The sequence below is a fragment of the Saccharothrix sp. S26 genome, from assembly GCF_021390395.1.
GTDB lineage: Bacteria > Actinomycetota > Actinomycetes > Mycobacteriales > Pseudonocardiaceae > Actinosynnema.
This window is the reverse complement of sequence record NZ_JAJUWT010000021.1, coordinates 61,737-80,188: the sequence shown is the minus strand read 5'-3', so window position 1 is coordinate 80,188 and position 18,452 is coordinate 61,737. Positions and strand designations below refer to the sequence as shown.

Below are 18,452 nucleotides of genomic sequence, written 5' to 3'. Positions count from 1 at the left end.
CTCAGACTCCCGTCAGGACGTCTCAGTTGTCGGCTCGGCCGAGTTGGTTGTCGATGAACGCCAGCAGCTCCGCGGTGGAGGCCTCCTCGATGGCCGGGTCCGTCGCGTCGGCGACGCCCGAGCTGTTCCAGGTCTCCATCCAGCGGGAGAGGATCGTCTGCAGGCGGACGGTGATCGTGTCCCGGCTGTCGTCGTCCTCGCCGATGGCGGACAGCACGTCCTCGAGCTTGTCCAGCTCCGCGAGCACCGGCGACGCGATCGGGGCCGCGCCGTCCGGGGCGATCTCGCCGAGCAGGAACGCGGTCAGCGCGGCGGGCGTCGGGTAGTCGAACACGATCGTGGCGGTCAGCCGCACGCCCACCGCCGCGCTGAGCCGGTTGCGCAGCTCGACCGCGGTCAGCGAGTCGAAGCCCAGCTCCTGGAACGGCCGCTCGGGGTCGACGGCGTCCGCTTCGCGCAGGCCGAGCACCACCGCCACCTGGGTGCGGACCAGGTGCAGGACGGTCGGCTCGTGCTGGTCGGCGGGCAGCTCGGCCAGCCGTTCGACCAGCGGCACCCCGTCGTCCTCCCCCGCCCGCGCGGTCCGCCCGGTGAGCGGCGCCAGGCCGCGCAGCAGCGGGTTGACGTCGCCGCCGGCACGCAGGGCGTCGAGGTCGAGCGGGGTCGCGGTCAGCGCGGCGTCGGGCAGCCCGAGCGCGGCGTCGAGCACGGCCAGCCCGTGGGCCACCTCGACCGGGGCGAACCCGTCGCGGCGCAACCGGGTCAGGTCGGCCTCGGTCACGCCGGAGCTGATGCCGCCCTCGGCCTGCCACAGGCCCCAGCCCAGCGCGGTCGCCCGCAGGCCGCGCGACGCCCGGTGCCGGGCCAGGCCGTCCAGGAACGCGTTGGCCGCGGCGTAGTTGGCCTGCCCGGGACCGCCGAACACGCCGAGCAGCGCGGAGAAGAGCACGAACGCCGACAGCTCCACGCCCTCGGTGAGCTCGTGCAGGTGCCACGCGCCGTCCACTTTGGACCGCAGCACGCGGGCCAGCTGCGCCGGCTCCAGCTCGGTCACCGGGTTGCCGTCGAGCACCCCGGCCGCGTGCACCACGGCGCTCAGCGGGTGCTCGGCCGGGATGCCGGCCAGCAGCGCGGCCAGCGCGTCCCGGTCGGCGACGTCGCACGCGGCGATCTCCACGGACGCGCCGTGTTCGGTCAGCGCCTCCCGCAGCTCCTCCGCGCCCGCGGCGTCCGCGCCGGACCGGCTGACCAGCAGCAGGCGCCGCACGCCGTGCTCGGTCACGAGGTGACGGGCGACCTGCGCGCCCAACGCCCCGGTGCCGCCGGTGATCAGGACCGTGCCCGAGGTGGGCCAACCGCCCTGGCCGCCGTCCGCGGCGGGTCCGCCGACCCGGCCCAGGCGCGGCGCCAGCACCTCGCCGCCGCGCACGGCGACGGCGGGCTCGTCGCCGTCGAGCAGCGCGGCCACCAGCGCCAGGTCGACGGTGTCGGTGTCGGCGTCCACCAGGACGATCCGACCCGGGTTCTCCTGCTGCGCCGAGCGGACCAGGCCCCACAGCGCGGCGGTGGCCGGGTCGCAGGCGTCGGCCTCGGCGGCGACCACCGCGTCCCTGGTGAGCACCACCAGGCGGGTCTGGGCCAACCGCTCGTCGGCCAGCCACGTGCGCAGCGACGCCAGCACGTCCGACGTGACGGCGTGGGTCCGCGCCGCGAGGTCGTCGCCCTCGGCGGCGACGCTCAGCAGCAGCACGTCGGCCGGCACCCCGGACTCGGCGACGGCGGCGATGTCGTCGAACACCGGCAGGTCGGTCCGAGCGCCGCCGACGGCGGCCCACGTGACCGGCGGCGTGCCCGGTGTCAGCGCCAGTGCGGTCCACTCCAGGCGGTGCAGGGACCGCGTCGGGCCGGGGCCGCCGACCAGGTCGGCGGGCGTCCGGTCGCGCCAGGTCACCGAGTCCACCTCGGCGACCGGGTTGCCGTCGGCGTCGGTCAGCAGCACCGACGCGCTGTTCTCGCCCGTCGACGTGACGTGCGCCCGCACGACCGCGACGCCGGTGGCGCGCAGCCGCACCCCCTGCCACGCCGTGGCCAGGTGGCCGCGGGTGACGCCCGCGAGCGCCAAGGCCTCCTGCAACAACGTCGGGTGCAGGCCGAACCCGCTCGCGTCCCGGGCTCGCTCGTCGGCGAGCCGCACCTCGACCCCGGTCGCGGCGTCACCGCGTCGGGCGGCGCCCGCCGCGGTCTCGTCCGCGAGCACACCGGTGGCCACCCGGACCCACTCGTCCTCGGTCACCTTGGCGTGCACGGACACCGCGCGCCTGCCGCTGTCGTCCGCCTCGCCGACGCGGGCCTGCACCGACGCGAAGCCCGACTCCGGCACGGCGGGCACGGCCGAGACCGTCAGCTCGGCCACGACCGGGCAGCCGACCTCGCGGCCCGCCCAGGCAGCCGCCTCCACGAGCGCCGACGCGGGCAGCACCACGGCGTCGGACACGGTGTGCTCGGCCAACCACGGGTGCGTGGCCACCGACACCTCACCGGCGAACAACACCTCGTCGGTGTCGGCCAACCGCACGGCTCCGCCCAGCAGCGGGTGGTCGCCCGGCTTCGGGCCGAACGCCACCGGCAGGCCGGGCGACTCCAGCCAGTACCGCTCCCGCTGGAACGGGTACGTGGGCAGGTCGACCACCTTCGCCCCGGTGCCGGCGAAGAACGCCTCCCAGTCCACCCGCACGCCCCTGGTGTGCAGCAGGCCCAGCGCCCCGACCAGGGTCCGCGGCTCGTCGTGGCCGTTGCGCATGGCCGGGATCGGCACCGCGCGCTCCACGCAGGCCGCCGCCATCGCGGCCAGCACGCCGTCGGGCCCCAGCTCCAGCAGGGTGCTGACGCCCTCGGCCTCCAGCTTGCGCACGCCGTCGACGAACCGCACGGGCAGGCGCACGTGGTCGACCCAGTAGTCCGCGGTGGTCCACCGGTCGCCGGTCTCGACCTCGCCGGTCACCGTCGACACGATCCGGATGGTCGGGCGGTGGAACGTCAACTGCTCGGCGACCGCCCGGAACTCTTCGAGCATCGGCTCCATCCGGGGCGAGTGCGACGCCACGCTGACGGCCAGCCGCCGGGTCTTGCGGCCGCGTTCCTGCCAGAGCGCGGCGACCTCCTCCGCGGCGTCGGTGTCGCCGGAGACGACGACCGACTGCGGGCCGTTGATCGTGCCGATGACCACCCGGCCGGACGCCGGCAGCGTCTCGGCGACCTCCTCCTCCGTCGCCTGGATCGCGATCATCGCGCCGCCCTCGGGCAGGTCGCGCATGAGGCGACCGCGGGCGGTGACCAGCGTGGCCGCATCCGGCAGGGACAGCACCCCGGCGACGTGCGCGGCGATCAGCTCGCCGGTGGAGTGGCCGATCAGGTAGTCCGGGTGCACGCCCCACGCCGCGAGCTGGCGGAACAGCGCGACGCCCACGGCGAACAGCGCCGGCAGCAGGTAGTCGATCTTGTCCAGCTCGTCGCCGGTGTCGATGACCTCGCGCAGCGGACGGCGCAGGCCCTTGTCCAGCTCGTCGCACACCTCGTGGAAGGTGTCCCGGAACACCGGGAACACGTCGCACAGCTGCTTGGCCATGCCCACGCGCTGCGCGCCGCCGCCGGTGAACATGAACGCGGTCAGGCCCTCGGCGCGGACCCCGCGCACGGCTTCGGGGCCGTCGGCGGCCAGCTCGGACAGGCCGCGCAGCAGCTCGTCGCGGTCGGCGGCCACGACCACGCCGCGGTGCGCGAGCGCGGACCGCGTGGTGGCCAGGGACAGGGCGACGTCGAGCGGCTCGACGTCACCCTCGGCCAGCAGCTCGCCGATCCGGGCCGCGTGGGCCCGCAGGCCCGCGACCGAGCTGCCCGAGAGCAGCCACGGCAGCACCGGCGGCTCGATGGTGGCGGGCGGCCTGGTCTCGGCCGGCGCCGGTGGCGCCTGCTCGATGATCACGTGCGCGTTGGTGCCGCTGATGCCGAACGACGACACCGCCGCGCGGCGCGGCTCGCCGCCCCGGTCCCACTCGCGCTGCTCGGTCAGCAGCGCCAACGCGCCCGACGACCAGTCCACGTGCGGGGACGGCGTGTCGACGTGCAGCGTGCGCGGCAGCGTGGCGTGCCGGATGGCCTCGACCATCTTGATCACGCCGCCGACCCCGGCCGCCGCCTGCGAGTGGCCGATGTTGGACTTCAGCGAGCCCAGCCACAGCGGCCGGTCCGGGTCGTGCGCGGCGCCGTAGGTGGCCAGCAGCGCCTGCGCCTCGATCGGGTCGCCCAGCGGGGTTCCGGTGCCGTGCGCCTCGACGACGTCGACGTCGGCGGGGCTCAGGCCCGCGTTCGCCAGCGCCTGCCGGATCACGCGCTCCTGCGACGGCCCGTTGGGCGCGGTGAGGCCGTTGGACGCGCCGTCCTGGTTGATCGCCGAACCGCGCAGCACCGCGAGCACCCGGTGCCCGTTGCGCTCGGCGTCGGACAACCGCTCCAGCAGCAGCAGGCCCACGCCCTCGCTCCACACCGTGCCGTCGGCGTCGGCGGAGAACGACTTGCACCGGCCCGACGGCGACAGCCCGCGCTGCCTGCTGAACTCGATGAACGAGCCGGGCCCGGCCATCACCGTGACACCGCCCGCCAGCACCAGGTCCGACTCGCCCGACCGCAGCGCCTGCCCGGCCAGGTGCAGGGCCACCAGCGAGGACGAGCACGCCGTGTCGACGGTGACCGCGGGACCTTCGAGCCCGTAGGTGTAGGCCAGGCGACCGGAGATCACGCTGGAGGTGTTGCCCACCAACAGGAATCCCTCGAACTCCGGTGGCACGGACGACAGGTGCGCGGCGTAGTCGTCGTACATCGCGCCGACGAACACGCCGGTGTTGCTGCCGCGCAGGGTCGCCGGGTCGATCGCGGCGCTCTCGAAGGCGTTCCAGGCCGTCTCCAGCAGCAACCGCTGCTGGGGGTCGGTCGCGGTGGCCTCGCGCGGGGAGATGCCGAAGAAGTCCCGGTCGAACAGGTCGGCGTCGTGCAGGAAGCCGCCCTCCTTGATGTAGGAGGTGCCGATCGTCTCCGGGTCCGGGTCGTAGAGCCGCTCGAGGTCCCAGCCCCGGTTGGTCGGGAACCCGCTGATGGCGTCGGAGCCCTCGGTGACCAGCCGCCACAGGTCCTCCGGCGAGCGGACACCGCCCGGGTAGTGGCAGGCCATGCCGATGATCGCGATCGGCTCGTCGCTGGCGACGGTGGCCCTGACCTCCGCGGCGGCCGCGTCCGCGCCGCCCAACTGGCCCAGCAGGTACGTGCTCAGCGCCTGCGGGCTCGGGTGGTCGAACACGACGGTGGACGGCAGCCGCACCCCCGTCGCGGCGCTGAGCTGGTTGCGCAGCTCCACGGAGGTCAGCGAGTCGAAGCCCTGGTCCTTGAACGCCCGGGACGGCTCGACCGCCGCGCCCGAGGTGTGGCCCAGCGCCAACGCGGCCGTGTTCCGCACCAGCTCCAGCACGGCGGGCGCCCGCTCGGCCTCGGGCAGCGCGGCGATCCGCGCGGCCCAGCCGTCCGGGGTCGCCCGGCGTTCCACCCGCTTGGGCCGGACCAGGCCGTGCCACAGGCGCGGGCGCTCGCCGCCCGCCGCCAGGTCCAGCGCGGCGGGCACGAGCAGCGGGTCGGCCGAGCGGAGTGCCTCGTCGAACATCGCCAGACCCTGCGCGGGCGTCAGCGGCAGCACGCCGGAGCGGACCCAGCGCTGGACGTCCGCGTCGGACAGGGTCGCGCCCATGCCCTCGGCCTCGGCGCCCCACAGGCCCCAGGCCAGCGAGGTCGCGGCCAGCCCGGCGGCGGCCCGGTGCGCGGCCAGCGCGTCGAGGTAGGTGTTCGCGGCGGCGTAGTTGCCCTGCCCGGCCATGCCCACGATCCCGGAGACCGACGAGAACAGCACGAACGCGGCCAGGTCGTCCTCGGCGGTCAGGGTGTGCAGGTTCCACGCGCCGTCGACCTTGGGCCGCAGCACGGTCGCGACCTGCTCGGCGGTCAGCGCCGTGATCGTCGCGTCGTCCAGGACGCCCGCGGTGTGCACCGCGGCGGTGAGCGGGTGCTCGGCCGGGACCAGGGCCAGCGCGGCGGCCAGCGAGTCCAGGTCGGCGACGTCGGCCGCGGCGACCCGGACCCGCGCGCCCGACGCGGTCAGGTCGTCGACCAGCTCGGCGCAGCCGGGGCTGTCCTCGCCGCGCCGGCTGACCAGCAGCAGGTGCCGCACGCCGTGCTCGGCGACCAGGTGCCGGGCCACCAGGGCGCCCAGGCCGCCGGTGCCACCGGTGATCACGACGGTGCCGTCGGGGTCGATCGACCGTGCCGCGGACTCGCCCGCGGCACGGGCCAGGCGGGCGGCGTGCAGCCTGCCCGCGCGGATGGCGACCTGCGGTTCCCCGCTCGCCGCGGCGGCCAGGACGAGGGCGTCGTCCGAGCCGTCCGTGTCGACCAGCACCAGGCGGCCGGGGTGCTCGGCCTGCGCCGCGCGGACCAGGCCCCACAGGGGTGCGTGCGCCAGGTCGTCGACCCGGTCGCCGGGCAGGGCGGCGACCGCGCCGCCGGTCACCAGGACCAGCGTGGCGTCGGCGAACCGCTGGTCGGTCAGCCACTCCTGCACCAGCGCGAGGGCCGACGCGGTGGCCTCGTGCGCGTCGGCGGGCGAGTCGCCGCCGGCGGTCAGCGCGGCGACCACGACGTCGGCGCGTTCGGTGTCGGCCAGGGTGGCGGCCAGGTCGGCCCGGGTCAGCGACCCGGCGCCGGGGGTGGCGATCGCGGGCCACGTGACGCCGAACAGCGAGCTGCCCCTGCCCGCCTTGCCGATGACGGCGCGGGAGACCGCGCGCAGGGTCAGCGACTCGACGGTGACGACGGGTGCGCCGGTGGTGTCGGTCAGCTCCAGCCGGACCGCGTCCCGCCCGACCGGCGAGATCCGCACCCGGGCGGCGGCGGCACCGCGGGTGTGCAGGGTGACGCCCTCCCAGGCGAACGGGAGCCGGATCTCGTCGCGGCCGCGTGCCGCGTCGGGCAGCAGCGGGTGCAGCGCCGCGTCGAACAGCGCGGGGTGCAGCCCGAACCGGTCGTCGTGGTCGGCGCCCGGCAGCGCGACCTCGGCCAGCAGGTCCGATCCGGCCCGCCACACCGACCGCAGGCCCTGGAACACCGGGCCGTAGTCGTAGCCGAGCCCGGCCAGCGCCGAGTAGGCGTCGTCCACCGGCTCGGCCACCGCGCCCGCGGGCGGCCACGGCTTCACCGCCGCGGCGGGGCGTTCCCCGGCGGAACCCAGCAGGCCCGCGGTGTGCTCGGTCCAGCCGGCGGCCGGGTCGTCGCCGATCGGTCGCGAGTGGACGGTGAACCGGCGCGCGCCGGTGTCGTCCGCGGCGGCCACCCTGACCTGCACCCGCACCGGCTCGCCCTCGGGCAGCGGCAGCGGTGCCTCCAGCGTCAGCTCCGCGACCCGCTCGGCGCCGGTGTGCTCGCAGGCGGCGAACGCCAGCTCCAGGAAGGCGGTCGCGGGCAGCAGGGCCACGCCCTCGATGACGTGGTCGGCCAGCCACGGGTGCGTCCTGGTGGACAGCACGCCGGTCAGCACCGCGCTGCCGTCCTCGGCCACGTCGACCACGCCGCCGAGCAGCGGGTGCCCGGCCGGTTCGAGGCCGAGGCCGCGCGCGTCGGGGCGCGAGCCCGCGGCCAGCCAGAAGTGCTCGCGCTGGAACGCGTAGGTCGGCAGGTCGGCGGGGACGGCGTCCGGGAAGAACGGGGTGAGGTCGACTTCGGGACCGGCCGCGTGCACGCCCGCGAGGCCCGCGACGAAGGTGTCGACCTCCGGCTTGCCCGCGCGGGCCAGCGGCACGGCGGTCGCGGTGACGTCGGCCGCCTCGACGGTCTCCCGCGCCTGCGCGGTCAGCACCGCGTCCGGGCCGATCTCGACCAGCACGGTCGCGCCCAGGCCGGTCGCGGTCAGCACGGCGTCGTGGAACCGCACCGCCGAGCGGATCTGGTCGACCCAGTATTCGGCGGTCGTGATCCGCTCCGGGGCGACGACCGCGCCGGTGACCGTCGAGATGACCGGGATGGTGGGCGCGTGGAAGGTCAGGCCCTCGGCGACCGCGCGGAACTCGTCGAGGATCCCGTCCATGTGCGGCGAGTGGAACGCGTGGCTCACCCGCAGCGCGCGCACCCGGTGGCCGTTGTCCTTCCACTGCTGGGCGACGCGGTGCGCGACCTCCGCGTCACCCGCGATCACCACCGCCCGCGGGCCGTTCACCGCGGCGATGTCCACCAGCCCGGCGTGCTCGGCGATGGAGGCGGCGACGGCGTCGGGCTCGGCCTCGATGGCGATCATCGCGCCGTCGGACCGGGCGGCCTGCATCAGCCTGCCCCGGGCGGCGACCAGCGTCGCGGCGTCCTCGGCGGACAGCACGCCGGCCACGTGCGCCGCGGCCAGCTCGCCGATCGAGTGCCCGGCCACGAGGTCCGGCGTCACGCCGTAACGCGCGGCCAGCCGGCTCAGCGCCACCTCGATCGCGAACAGCGCGGGCTGGGTGTAGCGGGTCTGGTCCAGCTCGTCGCCGCTCTCGACGACCTCGCGCAGGGGTCGGTCCAGGTGCGGGTCGAGGTGTGCGGCGATCTCGTCGAACGACTCGGCGAACACCGGGAACGCGGCACGCAGCTCCTGGCCCATGCCGAGCCGCTGCGCGCCCTGCCCGGTGAACATCAGCAGGGTCTTGCCGCTCGACGCCGTGCCGCGCACCACGGTGGGCCAGGCGTCACCCGCGGCGAGGGCGGCCAGGCCGTCCAGCCGGTCCTGCGCGGTCGAGCCGAGCACCACCGCGCGGTGGGCGAACGGGGTGCGGGTCGTCGCCAGCGCGAGGCCGACGTCGGCCGGGTGCGCGTCCGGGCGGGCGAGCACGAACTCGCGCAGCCGCGCGGCCTGGGCCCGCAGGCCGTCGCCGGTCGGCGCGGACAGCACCCAGGGCGCGCGCGTCGCGTCACCGCCGCCGGGCCGGTTCACTTGTGGTTGCGGTTGCGGCTCCACCTCGATGATGGTGTGGGCGTTGGTGCCGCTGATCCCGAACGACGACACCGCCGCGCGCCGCGGCTGCCCGGTCCGCGGCCAGTCCCGGTTCGCGGTCACCAGCGACACCGCGCCCGACGCCCAGTCCACGTGCGGGGTCGGCTCGTCCACGTGCAGGGTGGCCGGGACGAGGCCGTGGCGCATCGCCTGGATCATCTTGATCACGCCGCCGACGCCGGCCGCGGCCTGGGCGTGGCCGATGTTGGACTTGAGCGACCCGAGCAGCGCGGGCTCCCGGTCGCCCCGGTCCGCGCCGTAGGTCGCCAGCAGCGCCGCCGCCTCGATCGGGTCGCCCAGGCTCGTGCCGGTGCCGTGCGCCTCGACCACGTCGACGTCGGCGCTCGTGAGGCCGGCGTCGGCGAGGGCCTGGCGGATCACCCTCCGCTGCGCCAGGCCGCTCGGCGCGGTCAGGCCGTTGGACGCGCCGTCGGAGTTGACCGCCGAACCGCGCACCACGGCCAGCACCTGGTGGCCGTTGCGGCGGGCGTCGGACAGCCGCTCGACCACGAGCAGGCCCACGCCCTCGGCCCACGCGGTGCCGTCGGCGCCGGCGGCGAAGGACTTGCAGCGGCCGTCGGGCGCCAGGCCCTGCTGCCGGGAGAACTCCAGGAACATGCCCGGCGTCGACATCACCGCCACACCGCCCGCGATCGCCAGCGACGTCTCGCCCCGGCGCAGCGACTGCACGGCCAGGTGCAGCGCCACCAGCGACGACGAGCACGCGGTGTCCACCGTGATGGCGGGGCCGAGCAGGCCGAGCTGGTAGGCGATGCGGCCGGACATGACGCTGGGGGTGCCGCCGGTGAGCAGGTGCCCCTCGACGTTGGCGGGCGCGTCGTGCATCCGGGGGCCGTAGTCGAACGTGGTGGCGCCGATGAACACGCCGGTGCGGGAGCCGCGCAGGTCGCGCGGGACCAGGCCGGCCCGCTCCAGCGCCTCCCACGTGGTCTCCAGCAGCAGCCGCTGCTGCGGGTCCATCGCCTGCGCCTCGCGCGGCGAGATGCCGAAGAACCCGGCGTCGAAGCGGCCGGCGTCGTGCAGGAAGCCGCCCTCGCGCACCGAGCTCTTGCCGGACGCGTCGGGGTCGGGGTCGACCAGGTCGTCGGGCCAGCCTCGGTCGGTGGGGAAACCGGAGATCGCGTCGCCGTTGCCGACGACCAGGTTCCACAGGTCCTCGGGCGAGGAGATGCCGCCGGGGTAGCGGCACGCCATCCCGACGATCGCGATCGGCTCGTCGTCCGACCCGGCGGCGGCGACCTCGTCCACCTCGTCGTCACCGCCACCGAGCCGGGTGTCGAGGTAGGCGGCCAGCGCGGCCGGCGTGGGGTGGTCGTACAGGGCGCTCGACGGCAGGCTCAGCCCGGTGGCCTCCGCGAGGGCGTCACCGAGTTCCACGGTCATCAGCGAGGTGAAGCCCAGGTCGCGGAACGGCAGGTCGACCTCGACGGCCTTGCCGGGCGCCAAGCCCAGGACGGCGGCGACGTGCGCGGTCACCAGGTCGGCGGCGCGGGCGGACCGGCCGGCGACCGGACGGGGCGCCGCGGGCGCGGGGCTGACGCGCGTGGGGGCGGGCGCGTTGTCGACCGGGCCTTCGGTGACCCAGTAGCGCTCCCGCTGGAAGGCGTAGGTGGGCAGGTCGACCCGACGTGCCCCCGTGCCGGCGAACACCGCGGCCCAGTCCAGCTCGACGCCGGACACGACGAGCCTGGCCACCGCGGTCATGGCGGTGCGGGCCTCCGGCCGGTCCTTGCGCAGCACGGACTCCGCCCGCACCGCCGACCGGTCGACGACGCTCTCGGCGACCATGGCCGAGCACACGCCGTCCGGGCCGAACTCGACGACCGTGCGCACGCCCTGCGCCTCCAGGACGCGCGCGGCGTCGGCGAAGCGGACGGTCGCGCGGACCTGCCGCACCCAGTACTCCGGGGACGCCAGCAGCTCGGCGGTGGCGACCTGGCCGGTCACCGTGGAGACCAGCGTGATCCGCGGCGGGTGGAACTCCAGGCCGGACACGACCTCGTGGAAGGCGTCGAGCATCCCGTCCATGCGGTGGGAGTGGAACGCGTGGCTCACCGAGAGCCGCTTGGTCTTGTGCCCGGCCTCGCGCAGCCGCGCGGCGGCCTGGAGCACGGCGTCCTCGTCACCGGAGAGCACGACCGCTTGCGGGCCGTTGACGGCGGCGATCGCGACGGTGTCGGACAGGTGCTCGGCGACCTGGTCCTCCGTCGCGCCGACGGCCACCATCGCGCCGCCCTCGGGCAGCGCCTGCATGAGGCGTCCGCGTGCGGCGACGAGCGCGACGGCGTCGGGCAGGGACAGCACGCCCGCGACGTGGGCGGCGGCGATCTCGCCGATGGAGTGGCCCAGCACGAAGTCCGGGCGCAGGCCCCAGGACTCGAACAGCCGGAACAGCGCCACCTCGACGGCGAACAGCGCGGGCTGGGTGTACCCGGTCTGGTCCAGGTCCTCGCCGCTCTCGATCACCTCGCGCAGCGGCCGGTCCAGGTACGGGTCCAGCAACGCCACGACCTCGTCGAAAGACCGCGCGTAGACCGGGAACGCGGCGTGCAGCGCTAGGCCCATGCCGACCCGCTGCGCGCCCTGGCCGGTGAACACGCCCGCGGTCGCGCCCGTCGCGGTCGCGCCGGTGACGAGCCCGGCGGCGGGTGCGTCCGCCGCCAGTGCGCGCAGACCGGCGACCAGCTCGTCGCGGTCCGCGGCGACGACGGCGGCGCGGTGGGGGAACCGGGTGCGCGTGGTCAGGGCGGACCAACCGATGGAGGCGACGTCGGCGTCACCGGCCTCGACGGCGATCGAGAGCCGCTCGGCCTGTGCGCGCAACGCCTCCGCACTCCGACCGGAGACGACGACCGGCAACGGCAACGGGGACTCGGACCGCCCGGTCCCAGCGGACCCGGTCGGCCCGGTGGGTCCGGTGGGCCCGGTCGATCCGGTGTGCTCGCCGGACCCGGCGAGGTCGGCGGACCCCGCGGAACCGGCGGACCCGGCCGCCCCATCAGCACTGGCGGACTCGACGGACCCGGCGGTCGGTGGTTCGGCGACGACGACGTGGCAGTTGGTGCCGCCCATGCCGAAGGAGCTGACGCCCGCGACCAGCCTGCGGTCCGGGTGGGGCCACGGCGAGCGGTCGGTGACCACGGAGATGTTCAGCTCGTCGAACGGGATGGCCGGGTTCGGCGTCTCGAAGTTCAGGCTCGGGGGCAGTTCGCGGTTGCTGATCGCCAGCACCGTCTTCACCAGGCCGGTGATGCCCGCCGCGGCCTCCAGGTGGCCGATGTTGGTCTTCACCGAGCCGACCACCAGCGGGTCGCCGGACCGCTTGAGCTTGCCGATCGACGCGCCCAGCGCCGCGGCCTCGATCGGGTCGCCCACCGGGGTGCCGGTCCCGTGCAGCTCCACGTACTGCACCTCGTCCGGCGACACGCCCGCCCGGCGGTGCGCCGTCCGCACCACCTGTTCCTGCGCGAGCGCGCTCGGCACGGTCAGCCCGGAGGTCGCGCCGTCGTTGTTCACCGCGCTGCCCAGCAGCACGCCGTGCACCCGGTCGCCGTCGGCGAGGGCCGCCCGCAGCGGCTTGAGCACGACCACGGCGGCACCCTCGCCGCGCGCGTAGCCGTTGGCCCTGGCGTCGAAGGTGTGGCAACGGCCGTCGGGTGAGAGCCCGCCGAACCGCTCCGCGCCGAGCACGGTCTCGGCCAGGATGTTGAGGTTCACGCCCGCGGCCAGCGCCAGCGCGGAGTCACCGGAGCGCAGCGCCTCGGCGGCCAGGTGCACCGCGACCAGCGACGACGACTGGCTGGTGTCGACGGTCAGGCTCGCGCCGCGCAGGCCCAGGGCGTAGGAGACGCGGTTGGCGATGACGCCGCGGTGCACGCCCGCGTTGGTGTGCTGGGTGATCACCGGCGAGCCCTGCCGGTAGACCAGACCCGCGTAGTCCTCGCGCGCGGTGCCCACGTAGACCGAGGTCGGGCTCCCCTCCAGGTCGGCGGCGACGATCCCCGCGTCCTCCAGCGCCGACCAGGCCAGCTCCAGCAGCAGGCGCTGCTGCGGGTCCATGACCCTCGCCTCGCGCGGCGAGATGCCGAAGAAGGCCGCGTCGAAATCGGCTATCGAGTCCAGGAAACCGCCTCGGCGCACCGGGTCGCCCGGATCGGCGGAGATCGGTTCCCAGCGGTGCGCGGGCATGTCGGTCAGCGCGTCGCGCCCGGACCGCAGCAACTCCCAGAACGCGGCCACGTCAGGTGCCCCTGGCAGCAGGCAGGACATCCCGATGATCGCGATCGCGTCCTCTTCCTGAGTGCCGTGGAAATGCTGACCACTCGCCATGGGATGTCTGCCCTCCGCTTGCCGAAACCCGATGGGTTTCCCCCGACCCAAACCCTTACGACACTAGGCACGACGTCCCGGCGGGCGATCCACAAGCGGTCTCCGACCGGTAAAACCGAAGGTTTGGCCGACCGGTTACCGGATTTTGTCCGGACGTATCCCGGAACGGCCCGGTAAATTATCGGGAAAAATCCCCACACCTGTCGTCACACGAGTCGTTACCAGCACTAGACCAGATGTAGACGGCGTTTTCCCGGACGTTGGTACGGTCGGCCCCGAGAACCGGACGTGGATTGGGGATTGAAGATGAACCCAGTGGTCGACAAGCCCGAACTGGCCGAGCCGTACATGTTCGGCTGGCTGGACTCCCTGGGCCTCGGGGTCGAATACACCAGGTCGAAGAAGGACTCCCTGTTCCGCCGCGACGCCAGTGGCGCCGAGGTCGAGGTGCTCGACCTGGTCGGCGGCTACGGGTCGACCATTCACGGGCACAACAACCCCGAGATCATCGAGTTCACGAAATCACTGCTGGACAGCGACAGCCCGATCCACGCGCAGTTCTCCCGGCACCCCTACGCGAACGACCTCGCGTGGACGCTGAACACCATCCTGCGCCGCGAGCTCGGCACCGACGAGAACTACCAGGTGATCTTCGCCAACAGCGGCGCGGAGGCCAACGAGGTCGCCATCAAGCACGCCGAGATGGACCGGGTGCTCAAGATCGGCGAGGCGCTCGCCGAGGTCGAGGCCCACATCGAGGCCGCGGTGGCGGCGGCGGCCGCCGGCGCGACGGTGGACGCGTCACCCCTGTCCGGGTCGACCATCGACGAGGTCGTCGCCGCCCTGCGTGCCGCCAACACCGAGCGCGCCGCCACGTCGCCGGTCTACCTCGCACCCAACGGCTCCTTCCACGGCAAGCTCGCGGGCAGCATCCAGCTCACGCACAACGTCAGCTACCGCACGCCGTTCAGCGCCATGGCCGCGCAGTGCCGCTTCCTGCCGCTGGAGCCCGACGCCGTGGCCGAGGCGATCGCCGCCGAGAACCGCACCCTGTTCGACCTCGCCGTGGACGGCGGCGTGATCCGGGTGGTCGAGCGCCCGCTGCCGGTGGTCAGCGCGTTCATCCTGGAGCCGATCCAGGGTGAGGCGGGCATCCGCGTCCTGGACGCCGACGCCCTGGCCCGCGTGCGCGAGGTGCTCGACGCCGCCGGCATCCGGGTCATCGTGGACGAGGTGCAGAGCGGCATGGGCCGTTCGGGCGCGTTCTTCGCCGCCTCGCACCTGGGCCTGCGCGGGGACTACATCACCCTGGCCAAGAGCCTGGGCGGCGGTGTCGCCAAGGCGGCGGTCACGATGATCCGGTCGTCGATCTACCGCACCGACTTCGAACTGCTGCACACGTCCACGTACGCCAAGGACAGCTTCTCCACGCTCATCGCCTCGAAGGCCGTGGACATGCTGGAGGCCGACGGCGGCGCGGCGTACCGGAAGGCGGCCGAGCGGGGCGACAAGCTGCTCGCCATGCTGAACTCGCTGCGCGAGGAGTTCGGCGACGTCGTCAAGGACGTGCGCGGCAAGGGGCTGATGACCGGCCTGGAGTTCCACGACCTGTCCGACTCCGAGGACGACATCCTCGCCGAGCAGGCGAAGGGCGGCCTGATCGGCTACATGTTCTCCGGCTACCTGCTGCGCGAGCACAACATGCGGGTCTTCCCCACCGCCAGTGCCACCAGCACCCTGCGCTTCGAGCCGTCGATCCACATCACCGACGAGGAGATCGCCCGGACGGAAGCCGGCCTGCGCGGGCTGATCGGCCTGATCCAGGCCGGTGACGGCAAGGCCCTGCTCGGCTGAGCCGTGGCTTCGGCCTGCCCGGCAACCGGAAGAAGACCGTGGTCGTCGGCGACGGACGCGGTCTTCTTCCCGCGGCCCGCACCCCGCTCAGTTGACCTTGCTGCCGTAGACGTGGTCGACCTTGAGCGTGATCAGCACCCGGCGTTGGGCGACCATGGCCGTCCGGTACTCCTCCCAGTCCGGGTGCTCGCCCGCGGCCGTGCGGTAGTAGTCGACCAGCGCCTGGACCTCGGGCCCGTTGGGGTCGGTTCCCGGGCCGGTCAGGGTGACGGTGCCCTCGGCGGTCGCCCACGACCAGCCGTCGGGGCTGCCGACCTCCAGCGCGGCGCGCGGGTCGCGGCGCAGGTTCGCGGTCTTGGCCGTCCCCTCGCTCGTCGACACGTAGACCACCCCCGCGTCCCGGTCGTAGAACGGCATCACGGGCGTCAGCTGGGGTAAGCCGTTCTTCTTGATCGTGGCGAGCACGCCGATGCGGCTGTCCGCAAGCAGGTCGTGCGGGTCGAATGACGAAGCGGTCATGGGCGAATTATGGGGCTTCGTCCCCGCTGCGATGATCTCGGGGTGGTCTCCGCGCCGTCTCCGCGAGCCGTTCACCGCCACCCCTTTCCACACCGCCCTCCCGATGCGCCCTGGCCGTCGCGGAAGAGAACGCGGTCCGCGGTCGACCTCCCGGTGCGCCCGCGGACCGCGCGTTCGGCTCAGTCGTTCTCCAGGCGCTCGATCCGCTCGATGACCGGCTGGAGCTCCCGTCGGACCACGGCGGCGATCATCGCGGTCGGGTCGGGCTGCGCGGCCGTGGCCGCCTGCAGGTGCGCGAACCCGCTCAACGCCGCCACCACGGTCTGGCGCGTGGCGCGCGGCTCGACGCCGAGGCCGCGCAGCACCTCGCCCGCCGTGCCGTCCGGTTCGGCGACCAGGCCGATCAGCAGGTGCTCGCAGCCGACGTAGTTGTGCCCCAGCGTGAGCGCCTCGGTGACGGCCAGCTCCAGGGCGACGGCCGCCTGCGGGCCGTACGCGGCCGGCGTGTCGGAGCCGGAGCGCGCGGGCAGGCTGATGCGCTCCGGGTCGACGTCCATCGCCTGCAGGACCCGCAAGGCGAGGTTCCCGCCCTCGGCGAGCACGCCGGCCAGCAGGTGCTCGGTGTCCACGGTCGCCGAACCGTCCGCGCGGGCCCGGTCGGCCGCCAGGCGCAACACCGCGCGCACCCGGTCGGTGAACCGCGACTGGCGCGCCGCCACCTCCTCGGACGCCGGGTCGTCGAACCTGATCGCCCTGATCGTGCCGATCCGCCGCACGGCCTGCTCCAACGCGCGCTGGCACACGGCCGACACCGGCACACCCGTCTCCTTGACCTGCTCAGCCAGCTCGTCCGGCAGGTACACGTTGATCTTCGGCATGACGCCACCCCTCGGCTTTGTTCCTAACCCCATCTATACCCCTACAAGGGGTTAGAAACAACGGGTGGCGCACGTCACACCCGACTGGTTCAACGTCGCGCGTCTCCCGAAGGGTTTCCCGACCGCCACGCGAAACCGACAGCAGGCAGAAGGGGGCGACGTGCCGGCCGACTACGACCAGTTCGTCACCGAACGTCTCGACCGACTATTGCGCTACGCCACGGCGCTGACGTGCGACAAGCACCTCGCCCAGGACATCGTCCAGGACGTGCTGCTGCGCGCGCGGCAGAAGTGGGCGCGGATCGGGGCGGTCGACGCGCCCTACCTCTACGTCAAGCGGATGGTGACCAACGAGTACCTGTCGTGGCGGCGGCGCCGGGCGGCCCGGGACGTCTCCGCGACGCACGTCTCGCTGGACGAGCTGGCCCCCGCCGTCGCCGACCCGGCCGACCGCCACGCCGAGCGGGACGCGATGCGCGCCCGGATCGCCGTGCTGCCGCGCAAGCAGCGCGCCGCCCTCGTGCTGCGCTACTACGAGGACAGCACCGACGCCGAGATCGCCAAGATCCTCGGTTGCACGGAAGGCACCGTGCGCAGCCACATCTCCCGCGCGCTGCACACGTTGCGGGTCAACGAGAACACGCCGTCGGAGGTGCTGCGATGACCGACACCCGACAGGAAGCGCTCATCCGCGAGGCGATCGCGGCCGAGGCCGACCAGGCCGTCGACCACCGGTCCGTGCTGGCGAACCTGCACGGCAAGCGCTCGCGACGGCGGCCGATCGCGTTGTTCGCCGCCGCCGGGCTGACCGCCGCCGCGGCCGCCGTCGCGGTGATCGTGCCGCTGAGCGTGGACCGGACCGCGTCCGCGCCGCCCGCGGGCCAGGTCACGCCGACCGCGCGCACGGTGCTGTTGATCGGCACCGACGGCGCGGGCAACACCGATTCGATCGTCCTCGCGCGGGTCGGTGACGACGGCACGACCAGTGCCGCCTGGCTGCCCCGTGACGCGGTGGTCGACCTGCCCGGCGTGGGCCCGGCCAGGCTGAGCTCGGCCTACGGGCGCGCCGTGCAGCGGGTCGGGGGGCCCGAGGGCGACCGGGCGGGCGCGGAGGCGTTGACCGGCGCGGTCGAGTCGTTGACCGGCGTGGAGGTCGACCACCACGTGACGCTGGACATGGCCGGCCTCGTCACGCTGGCGGACGCGGTGGGCGGCGTGGACGTCTGCCTGCGGCGGCCGGTGCGCGACCCGCTCTCCGGCGTCGACCTGCCCAACGGGCCGGTGTCGCTGAACGGGGCGCAGGCGCTGGCGTTCCTGCGGCAGCGCAACGGCCTGCGCAACGGCGACCTGGACCGGATCGTGCGCCAGCAGCTGTTCCTGCGCGCCCTGGGGGCGAAGGTGGTCGGCGGTGGCGACCCGGCCCGGCTCGCCCGCGTGGTCGAGGCGGCCCGGTCCGCCGTGCGCACCGACCCGGGCTGGGACCTGCCGGAGTTCGCCCGGCGGCTCACCCCGGCCGTGCGGACCGCGATCATCCCGCTCGGCGAGGAGGTCGCGGTCGGCCTGGAGCAGGGCCGGGCGGTCGACCCGGCGGCGGTCCGGGCGTTCGCGGCGGAGTTCTTCGCCGAGGGCGCGACCGGCACGCCCACGGGCGGCCACTCGATCCCGCTGCCGGCCACGGAGACCGAGGAGCCCGGCAGGCAGCCGTCCGAGCGCGACTGCGTGAACTAGCTGCTGCGTGA

The 18,452-nt window shown here is 74.5% G+C and carries 6 protein-coding genes; 3 read left to right on the top strand and 3 right to left on the bottom strand.

Annotated features, from left to right (window positions below; all coding sequences use genetic code 11):
• Positions 1-22 precede the first annotated feature (22 nt).
• The gene (locus LZG04_RS30040) at positions 23-13,462 is read right to left on the bottom strand and encodes a type I polyketide synthase (protein ID WP_233823191.1); all 13,440 of its coding nucleotides are present in this window, start codon (positions 13,460-13,462) and stop codon (positions 23-25) included.
• Positions 13,463-13,768: 306 nt separating this feature from the next.
• On the opposite strand from LZG04_RS30040, the gene LZG04_RS30035 reads away from it, so the two are divergent.
• Complete coding sequence (locus LZG04_RS30035) at positions 13,769-15,316, top strand: aspartate aminotransferase family protein (protein WP_233823189.1); 1,548 nt, start codon at positions 13,769-13,771, stop codon at positions 15,314-15,316.
• Between the two features lie 87 nt (positions 15,317-15,403).
• Here the strand turns inward: LZG04_RS30035 and LZG04_RS30030 are convergent, their stop codons facing one another.
• Both LZG04_RS30030 and LZG04_RS30025 read right to left on the bottom strand, forming a co-directional pair.
• The gene (locus LZG04_RS30030; RefSeq protein ID WP_233823187.1) at positions 15,404-15,835 is read right to left on the bottom strand and encodes a PPOX class F420-dependent oxidoreductase; all 432 of its coding nucleotides are present in this window, start codon (positions 15,833-15,835) and stop codon (positions 15,404-15,406) included.
• A gap of 179 nt (positions 15,836-16,014) precedes the next feature.
• On the bottom strand, positions 16,015-16,713 hold the full coding sequence (locus LZG04_RS30025) for a Clp protease N-terminal domain-containing protein (protein WP_233823185.1): 699 nt from the start codon (positions 16,711-16,713) through the stop codon (positions 16,015-16,017).
• Positions 16,714-16,873: 160 nt separating this feature from the next.
• Between LZG04_RS30025 and LZG04_RS30020 the strand changes: the two genes are divergently transcribed.
• The gene (locus LZG04_RS30020) at positions 16,874-17,377 is read left to right on the top strand and encodes a SigE family RNA polymerase sigma factor (RefSeq protein WP_233823183.1); all 504 of its coding nucleotides are present in this window, start codon (positions 16,874-16,876) and stop codon (positions 17,375-17,377) included.
• Positions 17,374-18,441, top strand: a complete 1,068-nt coding sequence (locus tag LZG04_RS30015; protein ID WP_233823181.1) for an LCP family protein — start codon at positions 17,374-17,376, stop codon at positions 18,439-18,441. The genes LZG04_RS30020 and LZG04_RS30015 overlap by 4 nt, the downstream gene beginning before the upstream one ends.
• The last annotated feature ends 11 nt before the right edge of the window (positions 18,442-18,452 follow it).

Coding starts and splice junctions, on each gene's coding strand:
- LZG04_RS30040 (WP_233823191.1), bottom strand. CDS start 13,462: ATGGCGAGTGGTCAGCATTTCCACGGCACTCAGGAAGAGGACGCGATC.
- LZG04_RS30035 (WP_233823189.1), top strand. CDS start 13,769: ATGAACCCAGTGGTCGACAAGCCCGAACTGGCCGAGCCGTACATGTTC.
- LZG04_RS30030 (WP_233823187.1), bottom strand. CDS start 15,835: ATGACCGCTTCGTCATTCGACCCGCACGACCTGCTTGCGGACAGCCGC.
- LZG04_RS30025 (WP_233823185.1), bottom strand. CDS start 16,713: ATGCCGAAGATCAACGTGTACCTGCCGGACGAGCTGGCTGAGCAGGTC.
- LZG04_RS30015 (WP_233823181.1), top strand. CDS start 17,374: ATGACCGACACCCGACAGGAAGCGCTCATCCGCGAGGCGATCGCGGCC.